This window comes from Streptomyces sp. NPDC051211, assembly GCF_040689505.1.
In the GTDB taxonomy this organism is placed as follows: Bacteria; Actinomycetota; Actinomycetes; order Streptomycetales; family Streptomycetaceae; genus Streptomyces.
Map to the genome: position 1 here is coordinate 58309 of NZ_JBFBAV010000028.1, position 16538 is coordinate 74846.

The window sequence follows — 16538 nt, forward strand, 5'->3', positions numbered from 1 at the left end:
CGGCCGATGGCTCAGAAGTAGTAGCGGGACACCGTCTCCGCCACGCACACCGGCTTGTCGCCGCCCTCGCGCTCCACCGTGACGGTCGCGGCGACCTGTACCCCGCCGCCCGCCTCCGTGACCTCGGTGATCGCCGCGGTGGCGCGCAGCCGGGAGCCGACCGGCACCGGGGCGGGGAAACGCACCTTGTTCACCCCGTAGTTGATGCCCATCCGCATGCCCTCGACCCGCATGATCTGCGGCACCAGGCTCGGCAGCAGCGACAGGGTGAGATAACCGTGCGCGATGGTCGTACCGAAGGGGCCGGCCGCGGCGCGCTCGGGGTCGACATGGATCCACTGGTGGTCTCCGGTCGCGTCGGCGAAGAGGTCGATCCGCTTCTGGTCGACCTCCAGCCAGTCGCTGGGCCCGAGCGGTGCGCCGGTCCCGGCGTGCAGCTCCTCGGCGGACGTGAAGATCCTCGGCTGGGCCATGCGTCTCCCTCTCCTGTCGGAACAAGCGCTTGCTCAGCATGGTTGGGCTGCATGTATCTGTCAACGGATGCGGAGAGCTCCACTAGGCTCGGCCGGGTGCCGCAGATTCCCGAGAAGGTCAATGAACTCACCGTCGGCCAGCTGTCCGCGCGCAGCGGAGCGGCGGTGTCCGCGCTCCATTTCTACGAGGCCAAGGGGCTCATCAAGAGCCGTCGCACCTCGGGCAACCAGCGCCGCTACTCGCGTGACGCGCTGCGCCGGGTGGCGTTCGTACGCGCCGCCCAGCGGGTCGGCATCCCGCTGCTCACCATCCGCGAGGCCCTCGCCCAGCTCCCGGAGGAACGCACCCCGACCCGCGAGGACTGGGCCCGCCTGTCGGAGGCCTGGCGTTCCGAACTCGACGCCCGCATCAAGCAGCTCGGCCGGCTCCGCGACCACCTGACGGATTGCATCGGCTGCGGCTGCCTGTCGCTGGAAAGCTGCGTGCTGTCCAACCCGGACGACGTGTTCGGCCAACGCCTCACCGGTTCCCGCCTCTAGAAGACGTCCTGCCGGTCGGGCCGGGATACGTAGGCCGCGGCCGCCGCGACGAGTTCGGCGTTCGAGCGGGCCGGGCGGCCGTCCGGGAGGTGCAGGACGTCGCCGATGCCGGTACGGCAGCCGTGGCCGCGGCCGGCCGCCCAGCGCAGCACCGGCCAGGCGGCGGCCTCCCGGCCGTAGACCACCGTCCCGCCCGGCGCCGTTGTCCCGCCCGGCATCGTTGTCCCGCCCGGCACCGCGGTCCCGTCCGGCCCCGTTGCCCCGTCCGTCACCGCCGTCCCGTCCAGCAGCTCCGCCCCGCCGGGCAGTTCCGTTCCGTCCAGCTGCGCCGGATCGGTCACGGCGCACTCCACGAGCAGCCGCGCGACCCGCAGCCCGGAAACCGCCGTCCCGGCCGCAGCCCCCAGCCGCAGGACCCCGTCCACCGCCACCCCGCGCTCCGCGAGCGCCGCGGCCACGGCGGCCGCCTCCGGCGCGGCCAGGTCGACGGTCGCGCGGTCCGGGAGGACCTCCCAGGCCCGGATCCGGGCCACCGGATCAGGCTCCCCGGGGACGCTCGCGCAGACCGACACCGACACCGACACCGACACCGGCATGGATCCCCGCGCCGACCCCGACCTCGGAACCGCGACCGCCGCCCGGAGCGCGGACAGCACCGGGCCGACCACCCGCGGGGACAGGCTCTCGCGGCCGCACGGGGTCCGCGGGTGCACCAGCACCTCGGTGGCCCCGGCCGCCACCGACCGTGCCGCCGCCTCCGCCAGGGCCTCCGGTGACATGGGCACGGCCGTCCCGTCCGCCGCCGTACGGGAGCCGTTCAGCGAGACCTGGAACGCCGGAACCCCGATCGCCGGCACCGGGATCGCCGGAATCCGGGTCACGCGGTGTCCGCCAGAGCCGGCCGCGGTACGACGATCCCGCACCCGGCGCACACCGGCCCGTCCCACGGCCCCCGGTTCTCCATCGAAGCCAAGGCCGCCGTCGCGGCCGTGGCGGCGGTAGCCGGCGGGCCCCAGCGCAGCTCCTGTTCCCCGCAGACCGGACAGGCCGTCCCCGGCTCCGATTCCAGGGCCTTCACCAGCCGCCGCAGCACCTCGCCCAGCGGCCCGTCCGGCCGCACCCCCGGGTCGGCGCAGCGCACCACGGCCGCCCCGCCCCAGGCCCACTCCGGCCGGCGCAGCCCGTGGTACTTCTCGCGGCGCCGCCGCTCGGCGAAGTGCCGCTCGTACTCCAGCCAGACCGCCCTGGCCTCCTCCAGTTCCTCCAGCGCCGCAACCAGCCGCTGAGGGTCGGCCGCCCGGTCCTCGGGGGCGATCCCGTGCCGGTCGCACAGGTGCCACCAGGTCGCGCGGTGCCCGTACGGGGCGAATCTCTCCAGGCAGCGGCGCAGCGAATGCCGTCGCAGGGCCCGGTCGTTGCGCGCATCGCGCACTTGGACCGCCAGACTCCGGAATCCCGCCATCACGTCTCACCTCCGTGGCCAACATGCCCGGCAGGGTGTGGGCGCATGCGGGGGCGGTCGAGGCGTACGGGTGGCACATGGCCGGAACTCAGCGCCCCATCCGGCCCGCCGCGACCACCACCCGGGCCAGCTCCTCGTGGCAGATGTCGCTGTGCGCCCCCGAGGGCGCCCCGCCCCGCCGCACCACCGCGGCCGCGTCCACGCTCACGCAACCCGCCCCGGGCAGGCCGCCGCGCAGGACGGCGTCCAGGGTGAGGCGTACCGCGCCCGGGACCGCCTGGATCCCGTCGTGGCCGATGGCGCCCCACCGGGCGTCGAACCCGGCAAGACCGGCCGAATCCCCCGCCACCCGGGAGGCCAGCGGGTAGAAGACCTTCAGCGCCGCATCGTGCTGCGAATGGCAGGCCACGACCGGGCCGTCGACCCGCCGCTGGAGTCCGGCGAGCGCCCCGCCCCGGCCCTTGTCGTGCGGCAGCCGGTCCGCGAACGCGTAGTGGGAGAAGGCGCCCTGAAGGAGGGTCAGGGACTTGACGAAGCCCCAGCCGTCGGGCACCGCCCGCAGCGCGAACGACACCACCCGGGCCCCGAAGCTGTGCCCGATCAGATGCATCCGCAACTCGGGCCGGCTGCGGGACAGTTCGGTCAGTACGGGGCCCAGCCCGCGCTCGCCGACCACCCCGGCCCGCTTCTTCATCCGGTGGTAGGTGGCCTGCCGCAGCAGCTCCTTGGCGCCGTTCCACAAGGTCGGGGTGCCGTCGAGCCCGGCTTCGGCCAGCCCGTCGCCCAGTGCCCGGCAACTGTCCACCGGATCCTCGGAGAAGACCGCCGGCGTGGAGCCGTCGGAGGCCGGCCCGTCGGGGTGGTCGGGCGCCTCCGACACCCCGGCCAGGAGTCGTACGAGCACGCCGAATTCGGCGACGGCCTCCGCCGATTCCGGCTGCTCGGCGAGGAGTTCGGCGATCCGGTCCAGCTCGTTCTCGTGCCCCGGCCAGAAGTCCCCGAGCGCCCGCCGGGTTTCGCCGTCCAGTTCCGGCCCGTCCCCACCGATCAGCCCGCGCAGTTCGAAGTCCGGGATCGGCTCGTCCGCGAAGCGGATCGACGGCCACACCACACCCACGTACCCCAGCCGTACCGACGGCCCGACGAGCCCGGGGAACGGGCCGAAGAACCGGTCGTACAGCCGGGTCGCCGTCGACCGCTCGCTGTTCCAGCCGTGCGAGAACACCAGCAGGTCGGTCGCGTCCAGCCGGGCCACTGCGTCCCGGCCCGCCGGGTCCACGTCGCCCTCGGCATCGAAGGTCAGCTCCGCATAGGGCCCCACACCCAGCCCTGCGCCCAGCCCTGCACCCAGACCCGCATCCGACATGAGGTCCCCCTCGCCGCCGCGCCCGCCAGTGCGCTCCAGCATCCCGCCGTACCGCCCATCCGGCCAGACCCGCGGCACACCCACCGCACACCCCACCGCACACCCTGCCCCGCACCCCCGGCACCCGTTCACGAATACAGCAGGTACGTCTCCCGCACCGCCGAGAACCGGGCCAGCCCCGCCGCCCAGTCGGCCGCGATCTCCTCCACCCCGGCGCCCGCGTCGACCAGCCGGCGCACCCGGTCCGAACCGGTCAGCCGGTCGATCCAGTGGTCGGGCCGCCAGGCGAAGCCGCTCCAGGTCCGCCGGGCCGTCACCAGCAGCCCGATCCCCGCCCGCACCGGGTCGAAGACCTCCCGGTCGTGCACCAGGATCCGCACCCCGCCGCAGGTCTTCCCCGCGAACTTGGAGAAGGTGGGGGTGAAGTAGGCCTCCCGGAACCACACCCCGGGCAGCCCCAGCCCGTTCGCGGCCTCCGCCCACCGCCGGTCCACGCCCTCCGCGCCCACCAGCTCGAACGGCGTGGTCGTGCCCCGCCCCTCCGACAGGTTGGTGCCTTCGAACAGACAGGTCCCGGCGTACGCGAGGGCCGTGTCCGGGGTGGGCATGTTCGGGCTGGGCGGCACCCAGGGCAGTCCGGTCGCCCCGAAGAAGGACTCCCGCCGCCACCCGGACATCCGTACGGTCTCCAGTCGCGCCGGACGGTCGGCGAGGAACTCCCCGTTGAACAGGCGGGCCAGTTCCGCCGCCGTCATCCCGTGCGCCAGCGCGATCGGCTCCCGCCCCACGAAGCTCGCGTACGACCGCTCCAGCACCGGGCCGGCGGCCCGCCGCCCGCCCACCGGGTTGGGCCGGTCCAGGACCACGACGGGCTTCCCGGCCAGCGCGGCCGCGCGCATGCAGTCGTACAGCGTCCAGATGTAGGTGTAGAAGCGGGCGCCGACGTCCTGGATGTCGAAGACCACCGTGTCCACCCTGGCGGCGGTGAACACGTCCGCGAGGGCCTGGCCGCTCTTGCCGTAGGTGTCGTACACCGGCAGACCGGTCGCCGGATCCTGGGCGCGGCCCTCGGAGCCGCCCGCCTGGGCGGTTCCCCGGAACCCGTGCTCCGGGCCGAACACCGCGACCAGGTCCACGCGGTCGTCCGCGTGCAGTACGTCCACCAGGTGGCGGGCGTCGGCGGTGATCCCGGTGGGGTTGGTGACCACGCCCACCCGCTGCCCGGCCAGCAGCGCGTACCCGTCGGCCGCGAGCTGCTCGAAGCCGGTCCGCACCCGCGCGCCCGCCGCCGAACTCCCGGCCCCGGCCGCCTCGGCATCCCGCGCCTTCGCCGCCGCGCCCCCCGGGCCCGCCGGCCCCGGCGCGGAGCTCCCCGAGCCCGCCGGCCCGGGCGCCGCGGCGGCCCGCGCCCCGGGCGCGGCAGCCCCCGTCACCGCCCCCGCCGCTCCCATGGCCCCCGCCAGTCCCAGCAGTCCCCGTCTCGACAGGCTCATCCGGCCACGCTAGGCGCGCAGGCCCTTCCGTCCCGACATACCGACTGGTTAGTCTGCCGTCCTGTACGGCACCGCACCCCTTCTCCTCGCGCTATGAAAGGTGTTCCCCGTGGGCGCTTACCAGGACACACGAGTCGTCGTCACCGGAGCCGGCGGCGGTATCGGCGCCGCCCTCGCCCACCGCTTCGCCGCCGAGGGCGCGACCGTCGTGGTCAACGACCTCGACCCGGCCAGGGCCGCCTCGGTCGCGGGCGAGATCGGCGCCCGCGCCATCGCCGTGCCCGGCGACGCCTCGACGGTGGTCGAGGAGGCCCGGGAGGCGCTCGGCGGCACCGTGGACATCTACTGCGCCAACGCCGGACTGGCCTCGGGCGGGGACGCCTTCGCCGACGAGGCCGTCTGGGACGCGGCCTGGCAGACCAACGTGATGGCCCATGTCCGCGCGGCCCGGCTGCTGCTGCCGGACTGGCTGGAGCGGGGGAGCGGCCGCTTCGTGTCCACGGTCTCCGCCGCCGGGCTCCTGACCATGATCGGAGCGGCCCCGTACAGTGTCACCAAGCACGGTGCGCTCGCCTTCGCGGAGTGGCTCTCGCTGACCTACCGCCACCGCGGCATCCAGGTCCACGCCATCTGCCCGCAAGGGGTGCGCACCGACATGCTGACCGCCGCCGGCTCGGCCGGCGAGCTGGTCCTCGCGCCGACCGCGATCGAACCGGAGACGGTCGCGGACGCCCTGTTCGACGGCATGGAGAAGGGCCGCTTCTTGATCCTCCCGCACCCCGAGGTCGCCGACTTCTACGCCGCCCGCGCCACCGCCCCGGACCGCTGGCTGACCGGTATGAACCAGATCCAGCAGAAATGGGAGGGCGCATGACCGCGGCCGCGAGGCCCCGCAACCAGGGCTACGCCGACCGGCCCTGGCTGGGCCGGCTCGGCCCCACGCAGCGAGCCGCCGTCACTCCGGCGCCGAGCGTGCTGCACGCCTTCCGGGCGGTGGCGGCCCGCATCCCGGAGCGCACCGCACTCGCCTACTTCGACGGCCGGCTGAGCTACGCGGAGACCGATGCCCTCTCCGACTCCGTCGCCGGGCACCTGGCGGCGCACGGTGTACGGCCGGGGGACCGGGTCGCCGTCATGCTGCAGAACACCCCGCACCTCGTCCTCGCGGTCCTCGCCGCCTGGAAGGCCGGCGCCGTGGTCGTCCCCCTCAACCCCATGTACAAGGCCGGCGAGGTGCGGCACGTCCTGGCCGACTCGGGCGCCACCGCGCTGGTCTGCGAGGCCGGCGCCTGGGCGGCGTACCTGCGCGAGGCCGTGCGGGGGACGGCCGTACGCACCACCCTGACCGCCCGGGACCGGGACTTCCAGACCCGCAACGACCCGCGCGTCCTCCCCCCGGCGGACGACGACGTCAGGCCGGCCGACGACGTCAGGCCAACCGACGACGGCAAGCCGACCGGCCACGGCAGGCCGACCGGCGACGGCAAGCCGACCGACGACGTCAAGCCGGCCGACGCCCACGACCTGCACGCGGTGGCCCGGGGGGCCCGCCACCCCGCCCCCGACCTCGCCGAGCCCACGGCCTCCGGCACCGCGCTCATCAGCTACACCTCCGGCACCAGCGGCACCCCCAAAGGCGCCCTCAACCCGCACGGTGCGCTCAGCTACAACGCCACCCGCCAGGTCACCGGCCACCCGATCCCCGAGGGCGCCACCTACTTCGCGCTCGCCCCGCTCTTCCACATCACCGGCATGGTCTGCGAGCTCGCCGCCTGCTTCACCAACGCCGGCACCCTCGCCCTCGCCCACCGCTTCGAACCGGGCGTGGTGCTGGACGCCTTCCTGGAACACCGCCCCGCCTACACCATCGGCCCGGCCACCGCGTTCATGGCCCTCGCCGCGCACCCGGCCGTCACCCGGGACCACTTCGCCTCGTTCCGGATCGTCTCCTCCGGCGGCGCCCCCCTGCCGCCCGCCCTCGTCGAGCGGCTGCGCGGCGCGCTGGGCTGCTACCTGCGCAACGGCTACGGCCTCACCGAGTCCAGCGGTGCCGTCTCCGCCGTCCCGGCCCACCTCGAAGCCCCCGTCGACCCGGCCTCCGGCACCCTGTCCGTCGGAGTGCCGGGCGCCGACACCGTCGTACGCATCCTCGACGAGCAGGGACGCGAGCTGCCGTTCGGCGAGACCGGGGAGATCGTGGTCCGCGGCCCCCAGGTGGTGCCCGGCTACTGGAAGCTCCCCGAGGACACCGCCAAGGCATTCCCGGCGGGCGAACTGCACACCGGGGACGTCGGGTTCATGGACCCGGACGGCTGGCTGTACGTGGTCGACCGCAAGAAGGACATGATCAGTGCGTCCGGCTTCAAGGTGTGGCCGCGGGAGGTCGAGGACGTCCTCTACACCCACCCGGCGGTCCGGGAGGCCGCCGTGGTCGGGGTCCCGGACCCCTACCGGGGCGAGACCGTCAAGGCGTACGTCAGCCTGCGCGCCGGCGCCTCGGCGGAGCCCGCGGAGCTCTCCGCGTACTGCGCCGAGCGCATCGCCGCGTACAAGTACCCGCGGGAGGTCGAGATCCTGGCTGTCCTTCCCAAGACGACCAGTGGCAAGATCCTGCGACGAGAACTGCGCGAGCGCGGCTGAAAACAGCCGGAGAACCATACGAAGGGAAGGGCCATGGCTGCCAGAACCACGCCACCCGTGAGGAGCGGCGAGGACACGGACACCCCCGTGCCGCAGCGGCTGCTCGCCGTGGCCACCCGGCTGTTCGCGGAGCGCGGGTACGACCGCACCTCGGTCCAGGAGATCGTGGAGGCGGCCGGGGTCACCAAGGGAGCGCTCTACCACTACTTCGGCTCCAAGGACGATCTGCTCCACGAGGTGTACGCGCGCATGCTGCGCCGGCAGCAGCAGCGGCTGGACGCGGTGGCCGATTCGGACGCCCCGGTGGAGGAGAGGCTGCGGGCCGCGGCCGCCGACGTCGTGGTGACCACGATCGAGCACCTCGACGACGCGATGATCTTCTTCCGGTCGATGCACCAGCTGAGCCCGGAGAAGTACAAGCAGGTCCGGGCGGAGCGGCGGCGCTACCACGAGCGCTTCCGGGCACTCGTGGAGGAAGGCCAGCGGACGGGGGTGTTCTCCACCGCCACGCCCGCCGACCTGGTCGTGGACTACCACTTCGGCTCGGTCCACCACCTGTCCACCTGGTACCGCACGGACGGTCCGCTCACGCCGCAGCAGGTCGCCGATCACCTCGCCGACCTGCTGCTGCGCGCTTTGCGTCCGTAGCCGGGTCACCCCGTTACGGGGCCGACGGGGCCACCTTCAGCAGCTTGTTCGCGGTGCCCGCCGACGGGTTGGTGACCGCCCCCGAGGTCGCCGCCTCGGTCAGTGCCGCGGCTGCCTGCTCGGGGGTCGCCGACGGATTCGCGGCCAGGTGGAGCGCCACGGCGCCCGCCACGTGCGGGGTGGCCATGGAGGTGCCGGAGATCGTCTTGGTGCCGGTGTCGCTGTCGTTCCAGGCCGAGGTGATGTCCGAACCCGGGGCGTACAGGTCCACCACCGAGCCGAAGTTGGAGAACGGCGACTGCGCGTCGTCGCGCGTGCTCGACGCCACCGTCACCGCCTCCGTGACCCGGGCGGGGGAGCCCTGCCCGGCGTCGCTCGACTCGTTGCCCGCCGCGACGGCGAAGGTGACGCCCGAGCCGATGGCGCGCTTCACCGCCTCGTCGAGCGCCTCGTCCACGCCGCCGCCCAGGCTCATGTTGGCAACCGAGGGGCCGGAGTGGTTCTTGGCCACCCAGTCGATTCCGGCGACCACCTGCTCGGTGGTGCCGGAGCCGTTGTCGTCCAGCACCCGCACGGCGACGACCTTCGCCTTCTTCGCGACACCGTGCGCGGTGCCGGCGATGGTGCCGGCCACGTGCGTGCCGTGGCCGTTGCCGTCGTCGGCGGTGTCGTCGTTGTCCACCGCGTCGAAGCCGTGTGCGGCGCGGCCCCCGAAGTCCTTGTGGGTGACGCGTATGCCGGTGTCGATGACGTACGCGGTCACCCCCTCACCGCCGTTGTCGGGGTAGCTGTACTTCTTGTCGCCCGCGGTCGCCGTCTGGTCGATCCGGTCCAGGCCCCAGGAGGGCGGGTCCTCCTGGGTGGCGTTGATCGTGAACTTCTTGTTCTGGACCACCTTGCCGACGGCCGGGTCCGCGGCGAGCCGCTTCGCCTCCGTCTCGGTCATGCCCGAGGTCGAGAAGCCGTTGACCCCGGAGCCGTAGGTGCGTTGCAGTTCGCCACCGTACTTGCGGGCGAGCTGCTCCTTGTCCGCGGATGCGTCGAGGATGACGACGTAACTGCCGCTGATCGAGCCGGGTGCGCCCAGTCCGAACACCGTGCCTTCGGCCGGGGCGGACGCACCGGCGAAGGGGCTTGCGAGCAGGGTCACCGCGGTCGCGGTGGCGGCCCCGGTGAGGACCGCTGCGTACCGAAGACCGCGTGAGCGCTTGTGAGTTGCCATGGAAGAGGGTTCTCCTCGTGTTGACGTGTGGGGCGTCAAACCTTTTGGAAAACCCTGTTCCGATTGACAGGCGCAAATCAAGTGCGCCCAGCCCTCCTGGGATATTCAACAAGGTTTCTTAATACGGCCCCCGCATCGCCTTCACTCCGCACATGTGTTCCGACGAACTCCTGCACGATTCCTGCACGTTCATCGCCGATCGGCGGTGTGCTTCTTCAACTCACGCCGGGCAAGCGATCGTTGGTGCACCTCGTCCGGGCCGTCGGCCAGCCGCAGGGTCCGCGCCGCCGCCCACAGCTCGGCCAGGGGGAAGTCCTGGCTGACCCCGCCCGCGCCGTGCAGCTGGACCGCGTCGTCGAGGATCCGCACCACCGCCCGCGGAGTGGCGATCTTGATGGCCTGGATCTCGGTGTGCGCCCCGCGGTTGCCCACGGTGTCCATCAGCCAGGCCGTCTTCAGCACCAGCAGCCGCAGCTGCTCGACGGTCACCCGGGCGTCCGCGATCCAGTTCTGTACGACGCCCTGCGCGGCCAGCGGCTTCCCGAAGGCGGTACGGTCCACCGCGCGCCGGCACATCAGCTCGACGGCCCGCTCCGCCATGCCGATCAGCCGCATGCAGTGGTGGATCCGGCCCGGCCCGAGCCGAGCCTGGGCGATGGCGAAGCCGGAGCCCTCCTCGCCGATCAGGTTCGCGGCCGGCACCCGGGCGCCGTCGAAGACCACCTCGGCGTGGCCGCCGTGGTCGTGGTCCTCGTACCCGTACACGGTCATCGCCCGCCGCACCTCGACCCCCGGGGTGTCGCGCGGCACCAGGATCATCGACTGCTGGCGGCGCGGATCCGCGCCCTCCGGATCGGTCTTGCCCATCACGATGAAGATCTTGCAGTCCGGGCTCATCGCCCCGGAGATGAACCACTTCCGGCCCGTGACCACGTACTCGGACCCGTCCGCCGACCGCTCGATCCGGGTCTCGATGTTCGTCGCGTCCGAGGAGGCCACCTCGGGCTCGGTCATCGCGAACGCCGACCGGATCTCCGCCGTCAGCAGCGGCTCCAGCCACTGCTTCTTCTGCTCCTCGCTCGCGAACTGCGCCAGCAGCTCCATGTTCCCGGTGTCCGGGGCCGCGCAGTTGACCGCCATCGGCGCCAGGTGCGGGCTGCGGCCGGTGATCTCCGCCAGCGGGGCGTACTGGAGGTTGGTCAGCCCGGCACCGTGCTCGGAATCCGGAAGGAAGAGGTTCCACAAGCCCTGCCGGCGGGCCTCGGCCCGCAGCTCCCCGAAGACCGCCGGGGTGTCCCAGGGCGAGTCGAGGGCAGCCCGCTGCGCGGCGGCGACGGGCTCCGCCGGATAGACGTGATCCTCCATGAACGCGAGCAGCCGCTCGCGGAGTTCCTCGGTCCGGGCGTCGTATGCGAAGTCCATGCTGATCGGCTCCTCAGCCTTCCTGGAGGGTGGTCAGGCCGTGCTCGATGAAGACCGGGACCAGTTCGCCGATCCGGTCGAAGCCCGCACCGACGGTCTGGCCGAGCGTGTAGCGGTAGTGGATGCCTTCGAGGATCACCGCGAGCTTGAACCAGGCGAACGCCGTGTACCAGGCGATCGCCCCGGTGTCCCGGCCCGAGCGGGCCGCGTACCGCTCGATGAGCTCGGCCGGCGCCGGATGCCCCGGCGCGCTGCTCGTCGTACTCACCGGGGACTCGGGCAGCCCCAGGTCCGAGCTGTACATCACCAGCAGGCCGAGGTCCGTGAGCGGATCGCCGAGGGTGGACATCTCCCAGTCCAGCACCGCGCGGATGGTGTCGGTGCCGGACGGGGACCCGCCGATCAGGACGTTGTCGAGACGGAAGTCGCCGTGCACCACCGCCGGCGCCGGGGAGTCGGGCAGGGCCCGGCCGAGCGCGCCGTGCAGCTCGTCGATCCCGGCCAGTTCACGGTTGCGGGAGGCGTCCAGCTGCTTGCCCCAGCGGCGCAGCTGCCGGTCGAGGAAGCCCTCCGGCCGGCCGAAGTCCGCGAGCCCGACCGCCGCCGGGTCCACCGCGTGCAGTTCGACCAGGGTGTCGACCAGGTTCAGCACGGCCTGCCGGGTCCGCTGCGGGCCGAGCTCGGCCAGCTGCCCGGCCGTCCGGTACGGCACCCCGTCCACGAACTCCATCACGTAGAACGGCGCCCCGAGCACCTCCTCGTCCTCGCACAGCAGCAGCGGTTCGGGCACCGGCACCGCCGTGCCGTGCAGGGCCTCGATCACCCGGTGCTCGCGCCGCATGTCGTGGGCGGTGGCCAGGACGTGGCCGAGCGGCGGCCGGCGCACCACCCAGCGGCTGCTGCCGTCGGTGACCGCGTACGTGAGGTTCGAGCGGCCCCCCTCGATGAGCCGGCCGGTCAGCGGCCCGGCCACGAGTCCGGGCCGGGCGCGGTCGAGATGGCCGCGCAGCCGCTCCAGGTCGAGGCCCCGGGGGCCGGCGGGGTCGGCTGGGGTCATGTGCACACCTCCGTACGGAGTCGATGCTGTCGCGCCCATCATGCCGACCAGTCGGTATGCCGTCCAGAGGGGTGCGCCACGAACTCGTCCCCCACTCGCCTCGAATGCGCCGAAACCCGGACGCGGACGGCCCCGGTGAGCGGCATCCTGCCGCGCCGGGGCCGTCCGGGGGAAGGGGGTGGCCCGTCAGTGATCGTCCCAGTGCCCCGCGTGCTCGGCGTGCCGGCGCCCGTCGTGCAGGTAGTCCAGATGGTCCCCGTGCGGAACGGCGTCGTGGCCGCAGTCCGTGCCGTGCGCGTGCCGGTGGCCCTCGTGCGCCACGTGCCCGCCCGGCTCGCACTCGTCCCAGTGCCCCGCGTGCTGCCGGTGCAGGTGGCCGTCGTGCGCGTAGTCGACGTGGTCGCCGTGGGACACCTCGGTGTGTCCGCAGCCGGGGCCGTGGGCGTGCTCGTGCGTGGGGTGTTCCTGGTGCATTGTCGTCATAGGCCCGAGGTTAGAGAGAATGGCTGGATATCGCCCGTTGTGGCACTCCGCTCCCGGATTATTCAGATGATCACTGCGATGGCGAAGACCGCGAGTGCCACCGTGCACAGCGTGGCCGCCAGGGCCGCGCGCGGCGCCAGCCCGGCCGGCCGCGCCACGGCCAGCGAGCGGATCCTGCGGTGGGCCACCCCGGTGAAGGCCAGCCACACCAGCACGATGAAGGCCGTTCCGAGGACCTCCACGGGCGCGCCGGTCCCGCGCAGTGCCTGCCGGATCGCCAGTACCGCGGTGATCGTGCAGGTCAGCGTCGTACGTCGCCACGCCAGCCGGGTGCGTTCGGGCTGCAGCCCCGGGTCCCGGCCGGCCACGGCCCCGCCCTGGCTCACCGGCCCGAGGTCCAGCCCAGCAGCACCACCACGACCATCGCCGCCGCGACCAGCCCCACGCCCAGGCTGAGCAGCACCGGGAACCGGGACACCGGCAGGTCCTCGCCCCGGCGCATGGCCCGCTCGCAGCGCACCCAGTGGTTCACCGCGCGCAGCGCGCACGCCGTGCCCACCACCAGCAGGGCCACCGCCATCCCGACCCGGACGCCCCAGCGCAGGTCCGGCAGGAACTGGTCCACCGCGAACCCGCCGCCCACCAGGGCCAGGGCGGTCCGGATCCAGGCCAGGAAGGTCCGCTCGTTGGCGAGGGAGAACCGGTAGTCGGGGGTCTCGCCCTCGTCCCGGACCCGCTGGGGCGCGAACCAGAGGCGCACGTCTCTGACGAAGTCGATCACACCGGCAAATCTACGCGGGGCCGCCCGGCCCCGCCTTCAGGCCCGGGCTGCGCCCTCCGGGCCGGGCGGGCCCTCCGGGCCGGGCTCCGCCTTCAGGGCCGGGCTCCGCCTTCAGGGCCGGGCGCGCCTTCAGGGCCGGGGGCTCCGCCCTCAGACAGTGCCCCGGCGGAACTCCAGCAGCCGCCGGTAGGCCTCCAGACCGTCCGGCACCCAGGTCCACTCGCCCCGTTCCACCTCCCGCGCCAGCTCCTCCTCCGTCAGGAAGGCGTGCCAGTCGACCTCGGACACCTGCGGGCGCACTGCGTCCGCCTCGCACCGCACCTCGTGCACGTACGACCACCAGGCCCCGCCCGGCCCCTCGTACAGGAACTTGAACAGCGGCTGCGGCGGCGCCAGTCCGGTCACCCCCAGCTCCTCGCCGGCCTCCCGCAGCGCGGCCTCGGCATAGCCCTCCCCGGCGCCCAGCACCCCGCCCACGAACATGTCGTAGTGGGACGGGAACACCAGCTTCGAGGCGGTCCGGCGGTGCACGAACACCCGGCCCCCGGTATCCCGTGCCAGCACGAACGCACAGCGGTGGATCAGCCCCCGCGCGTACACCTCGCCGCGCGGGGCCTGCCCCAGGACCCGGTCCGCCCGGTCCACCACGTCCAGTACTTCCTCAGCAGCATCGTCAGTACTCACGGATTCATCCAAGCACCGGTGTTGACGGGTTACCGCCGCGTAGCCAGGATCTGCGCATGACGTACGACGCAGACGTGATCGTGATCGGGGCCGGGCTCGCGGGCCTGGCGGCCACCGCCGAGCTCGTCGACGCGGGCCGCAAGGTGATCCTGCTCGACCAGGAGCCCGAGCAGTCCCTCGGCGGCCAGGCCCACTGGTCCTTCGGCGGCCTGTTCTTCGTGAACTCCCCCGAACAGCGCCGGCTGCGGATCAAGGACAGCCACGATCTCGCCCTGCAGGACTGGCTGGGCACCGCGGGCTTCGACCGCCCCGAGGACGCCTGGCCGCGCCGCTGGGCCGAGGCGTACGTGGACTTCGCGGCGGGGGAGAAGCGGCCCTGGCTGCACGCCCAGGGAGTGCGGTTCTTCCCGGTGGTCGGCTGGGCCGAACGCGGCGGCTACGACGCCACCGGGCACGGCAACTCCGTCCCCCGCTTCCACATCACCTGGGGCACCGGCCCCGGCCTGGTGGAGCCCTTCGAACGGCGGGTCCGCGCCGGGGCGGCCCGCGGCCTGGTCCAGCTGCGGTTCCGGCACCGGGTCACCGGCCTGGCCCGTACCGCGGGCGCGGTGGACACCGTCACCGGCGAGGTCCTGGAGCCCTCGAACGCCGTACGGGGTTCCGCCAGCAGCCGCGAGACCACCGGGGCGTTCTCGCTGCGCGCCCAGGCGGTGATCGTCACCTCCGGCGGCATCGGCGGCAACCACGACCTGGTGCGGGCCCAGTGGCCGGCCCGGCTCGGCACCCCGCCCGCGCGGATGCTGTCCGGGGTTCCGGCGCACGTGGACGGGCTGATGCTCGGCATCACCGAGGAGGCGGGCGCCAGCCACATCAACCGGGACCGGATGTGGCACTACACCGAGGGCATCGACAACTGGAACCCGATCTGGGCCCGGCACGGCATCCGCATCCTGCCCGGGCCGTCCTCGCTCTGGCTGGACGCCACCGGGCGGCGGCTGCCGGTTCCCCTCTTCCCGGGCTTCGACACGCTTGGCACCCTGGACCACATCATGAAGTCCGGCCACGACCACACCTGGTTCGTGCTCAACCAGCGGATCATCGGCAAGGAGTTCGGCCTCTCCGGCTCCGAGCAGAACCCGGACCTCACCGGCAAGTCGGTCCGGGACGTGATCGACCGGGCCCGGCAGGCCGTTCCGGGGCCGGTGAAGGCCTTCATGGAGCACGGCGCCGACTTCATCGTCGAACGCGAACTGCCCGCCCTGGTACGGCGGATGAACGAGCTCACGAAGGCGGACCTGATCGACGAGACGGCCCTCCGCCGCGAAATCACCGCCCGGGACCGGGAGATCGCCAACCCCTTCACCAAGGACCTCCAGGTGACGGCCATCCACGGAGCCCGCAGGTACCTCGGCGACAAGCTGATCCGGACCGCCGCACCGCACCGGATCCTCGACCCGAAGGCCGGCCCGCTGATCGCCGTACGGCTCTCCATCCTCACCCGCAAGTCCCTGGGCGGACTGGAGACCGACCTCTCCTCACGGGTGCTGACCCCGGCCGGCGACCCGCTGCCCGGCGTCTACGCGGCCGGCGAGGCGGCCGGCTTCGGCGGCGGCGGCGTGCACGGCTACCGGGCCCTGGAGGGCACCTTCCTGGGCGGCTGCATCTTCTCGGGCCGCGCGGCGGGCCGGGCCGCGGCCGCGGCGGTGAGCTGAGGCTGCGGGCTGCGGGCTGCGGGCTGCGGGCTGCGGCGGCGGGCCGCGGCGGCGTCGCAGTGCCGCCCGGGCCGGCCGGGCCCCGGGGCCCCGGCCGGCCCGGCGCTCCTACCCCAGCCGCTCCACCACCCGGAACCGCTCCAGCACGACCCGCGTGTCCTCGCCCGCCGTGTACTCCGGATCGCCCAGCAGCTCGCGCAGTTCCGCCGAATGCCAGAACTCCTCGTGCGAGGCGCGCCATTCGGCCACCGAGGCGTGTCCCTCGCCCTCGTCCACGGCGTGCCGCAGGTCCACATCGGCCAGCCGGACCACCCGCACCCCGGTGACTTCCAGCACAGCCACCGGCCGTTCCGCCGAATCCAGCAGCACGGTCCGGTCGCCTGCCGCGGGCAGCGGTTCGCGCTCGGCCTCGTAGGCCGCGAGCAGTCCGGTCGTCGCCGTCTTCGAACCGGCCAGCACCGCTGCCACCAGCCGGTCCCGCAGCGGGCCGGGGAAGCCCAGCAGGTACGGAGGGAGATCCTCGAACGTCGTCATGGGCCCAGCGTAGTGCGCGGA

The 16538-nt window shown here is 73.4% G+C and carries 18 protein-coding genes; 5 read left to right on the forward strand and 13 right to left on the reverse strand.

The genetic code is table 11. From position 1 onward, the window contains the following. Positions 1–11 precede the first annotated feature (11 nt). Complete coding sequence (locus AB0447_RS24670) at positions 12–473, reverse strand: MaoC family dehydratase (protein ID WP_366478913.1); 462 nt, start codon at positions 471–473, stop codon at positions 12–14. Between the two features lie 96 nt (positions 474–569). Here AB0447_RS24670 and soxR point away from each other — a divergent pair, with 96 nt between their 5' ends. Continuing rightward, the gene (gene soxR / locus AB0447_RS24675) at positions 570–1013 is read left to right on the forward strand and encodes a redox-sensitive transcriptional activator SoxR (RefSeq protein WP_366478914.1); all 444 of its coding nucleotides are present in this window, start codon (positions 570–572) and stop codon (positions 1011–1013) included. Here the strand turns inward: soxR and AB0447_RS24680 are convergent. From AB0447_RS24680 to AB0447_RS24695, 4 genes are all read right to left on the reverse strand, one after another. Beyond that, entirely contained in the window at positions 1010–1894 is an 885-nt protein-coding gene (locus AB0447_RS24680) for a 3-keto-5-aminohexanoate cleavage protein (RefSeq protein WP_366478915.1), read from the reverse strand. The genes soxR and AB0447_RS24680 overlap by 4 nt on opposite strands. Then, positions 1891–2475: a hypothetical protein gene (locus AB0447_RS24685; protein ID WP_366478916.1), complete on the reverse strand. Its 585-nt coding sequence runs from the start codon at positions 2473–2475 to the stop codon at positions 1891–1893. Before AB0447_RS24685 ends, AB0447_RS24680 begins: the two co-directional genes overlap by 4 nt. Before the next feature lie 88 nt (positions 2476–2563). After that, a complete protein-coding gene (locus AB0447_RS24690; protein ID WP_366478952.1) occupies positions 2564–3841 on the reverse strand; it encodes a serine-threonine protein kinase in 1278 nt (425 codons plus the stop codon). Between the two features lie 128 nt (positions 3842–3969). Continuing rightward, positions 3970–5334 (reverse strand): DUF1343 domain-containing protein, encoded by a 1365-nt coding sequence (locus AB0447_RS24695; RefSeq protein ID WP_366478917.1) that lies wholly within the window; start codon positions 5332–5334, stop codon positions 3970–3972. 100 nt (positions 5335–5434) lie between these two features. On the opposite strand from AB0447_RS24695, the gene AB0447_RS24700 reads away from it, so the two are divergent. Genes AB0447_RS24700 through AB0447_RS24710 form a run of 3 tightly spaced genes read left to right on the forward strand, consistent with a single transcriptional unit; the run spans position 5435 to position 8622 of the window. Further along, positions 5435–6208, forward strand: coding sequence for an SDR family oxidoreductase (locus AB0447_RS24700; RefSeq protein WP_366478918.1), 774 nt, complete (start codon positions 5435–5437; stop codon positions 6206–6208). Continuing rightward, entirely contained in the window at positions 6205–7974 is a 1770-nt protein-coding gene (locus tag AB0447_RS24705) for an AMP-binding protein (protein ID WP_366478919.1), read from the forward strand. Before AB0447_RS24700 ends, AB0447_RS24705 begins: the two co-directional genes overlap by 4 nt. Positions 7975–8007: 33 nt before the next feature. Further along, on the forward strand, positions 8008–8622 hold the full coding sequence (locus AB0447_RS24710; RefSeq protein ID WP_366478920.1) for a TetR/AcrR family transcriptional regulator: 615 nt from the start codon (positions 8008–8010) through the stop codon (positions 8620–8622). 13 nt (positions 8623–8635) lie between these two features. Here the strand turns inward: AB0447_RS24710 and AB0447_RS24715 are convergent, their stop codons facing one another. The 7 genes from AB0447_RS24715 to AB0447_RS24745 form a co-directional block, all read right to left on the reverse strand. After that, on the reverse strand, positions 8636–9844 hold the full coding sequence (locus AB0447_RS24715) for a S8 family serine peptidase (RefSeq protein ID WP_366478921.1): 1209 nt from the start codon (positions 9842–9844) through the stop codon (positions 8636–8638). 189 nt (positions 9845–10033) lie between these two features. Then, a complete protein-coding gene (locus AB0447_RS24720) occupies positions 10034–11266 on the reverse strand; it encodes an acyl-CoA dehydrogenase family protein (protein WP_366478922.1) in 1233 nt (410 codons plus the stop codon). 13 nt (positions 11267–11279) lie between these two features. After that, positions 11280–12323 (reverse strand): phosphotransferase family protein, encoded by a 1044-nt coding sequence (locus AB0447_RS24725; RefSeq protein ID WP_366478923.1) that lies wholly within the window; start codon positions 12321–12323, stop codon positions 11280–11282. Between the two features lie 186 nt (positions 12324–12509). Further along, positions 12510–12806, reverse strand: coding sequence for a hypothetical protein (locus AB0447_RS24730; protein WP_366478924.1), 297 nt, complete (start codon positions 12804–12806; stop codon positions 12510–12512). A 62-nt stretch (positions 12807–12868) separates the two neighbouring features. Continuing rightward, positions 12869–13192, reverse strand: a complete 324-nt coding sequence (locus AB0447_RS24735) for a DUF202 domain-containing protein (RefSeq protein ID WP_366478925.1) — start codon at positions 13190–13192, stop codon at positions 12869–12871. After that, positions 13189–13587 carry a DUF202 domain-containing protein gene (locus tag AB0447_RS24740; RefSeq protein ID WP_366478926.1) on the reverse strand — a complete coding sequence of 133 codons (399 nt, stop codon included), beginning with the start codon at positions 13585–13587 and terminating at the stop codon, positions 13189–13191. The genes AB0447_RS24735 and AB0447_RS24740 overlap by 4 nt, the downstream gene beginning before the upstream one ends. Positions 13588–13737: 150 nt before the next feature. Then, the gene (locus AB0447_RS24745; RefSeq protein ID WP_366478927.1) at positions 13738–14271 is read right to left on the reverse strand and encodes an NUDIX domain-containing protein; all 534 of its coding nucleotides are present in this window, start codon (positions 14269–14271) and stop codon (positions 13738–13740) included. A 56-nt stretch (positions 14272–14327) separates the two neighbouring features. On the opposite strand from AB0447_RS24745, the gene AB0447_RS24750 reads away from it, so the two are divergent. Then, positions 14328–15983 carry an FAD-binding dehydrogenase gene (locus AB0447_RS24750; RefSeq protein ID WP_366478928.1) on the forward strand — a complete coding sequence of 552 codons (1656 nt, stop codon included), beginning with the start codon at positions 14328–14330 and terminating at the stop codon, positions 15981–15983. 108 nt (positions 15984–16091) lie between these two features. Here the strand turns inward: AB0447_RS24750 and AB0447_RS24755 are convergent, their stop codons facing one another. After that, a complete protein-coding gene (locus tag AB0447_RS24755) occupies positions 16092–16517 on the reverse strand; it encodes an ASCH domain-containing protein (RefSeq protein ID WP_366478930.1) in 426 nt (141 codons plus the stop codon). Positions 16518–16538 lie beyond the last annotated feature (21 nt).

What these genes read in the sequence shown, in the direction of transcription:
- AB0447_RS24670 (WP_366478913.1), bottom strand. Translation starts at nt 473, where the DNA reads ATGGCCCAGCCGAGGATCTTCACGTCCGCCGAGGAGCTGCACGCCGGG.
- AB0447_RS24685 (WP_366478916.1), bottom strand. Translation starts at nt 2,475, where the DNA reads ATGGCGGGATTCCGGAGTCTGGCGGTCCAAGTGCGCGATGCGCGCAAC.
- AB0447_RS24690 (WP_366478952.1), bottom strand. Translation starts at nt 3,841, where the DNA reads ATGTCGGATGCGGGTCTGGGTGCAGGGCTGGGCGCAGGGCTGGGTGTG.
- AB0447_RS24695 (WP_366478917.1), bottom strand. Translation starts at nt 5,334, where the DNA reads ATGAGCCTGTCGAGACGGGGACTGCTGGGACTGGCGGGGGCCATGGGA.
- AB0447_RS24705 (WP_366478919.1), top strand. Translation starts at nt 6,205, where the DNA reads ATGACCGCGGCCGCGAGGCCCCGCAACCAGGGCTACGCCGACCGGCCC.
- AB0447_RS24710 (WP_366478920.1), top strand. Translation starts at nt 8,008, where the DNA reads ATGGCTGCCAGAACCACGCCACCCGTGAGGAGCGGCGAGGACACGGAC.
- AB0447_RS24715 (WP_366478921.1), bottom strand. Translation starts at nt 9,844, where the DNA reads ATGGCAACTCACAAGCGCTCACGCGGTCTTCGGTACGCAGCGGTCCTC.
- AB0447_RS24720 (WP_366478922.1), bottom strand. Translation starts at nt 11,266, where the DNA reads ATGGACTTCGCATACGACGCCCGGACCGAGGAACTCCGCGAGCGGCTG.
- AB0447_RS24725 (WP_366478923.1), bottom strand. Translation starts at nt 12,323, where the DNA reads ATGACCCCAGCCGACCCCGCCGGCCCCCGGGGCCTCGACCTGGAGCGG.
- AB0447_RS24730 (WP_366478924.1), bottom strand. Translation starts at nt 12,806, where the DNA reads ATGACGACAATGCACCAGGAACACCCCACGCACGAGCACGCCCACGGC.
- AB0447_RS24750 (WP_366478928.1), top strand. Translation starts at nt 14,328, where the DNA reads ATGACGTACGACGCAGACGTGATCGTGATCGGGGCCGGGCTCGCGGGC.
- AB0447_RS24755 (WP_366478930.1), bottom strand. Translation starts at nt 16,517, where the DNA reads ATGACGACGTTCGAGGATCTCCCTCCGTACCTGCTGGGCTTCCCCGGC.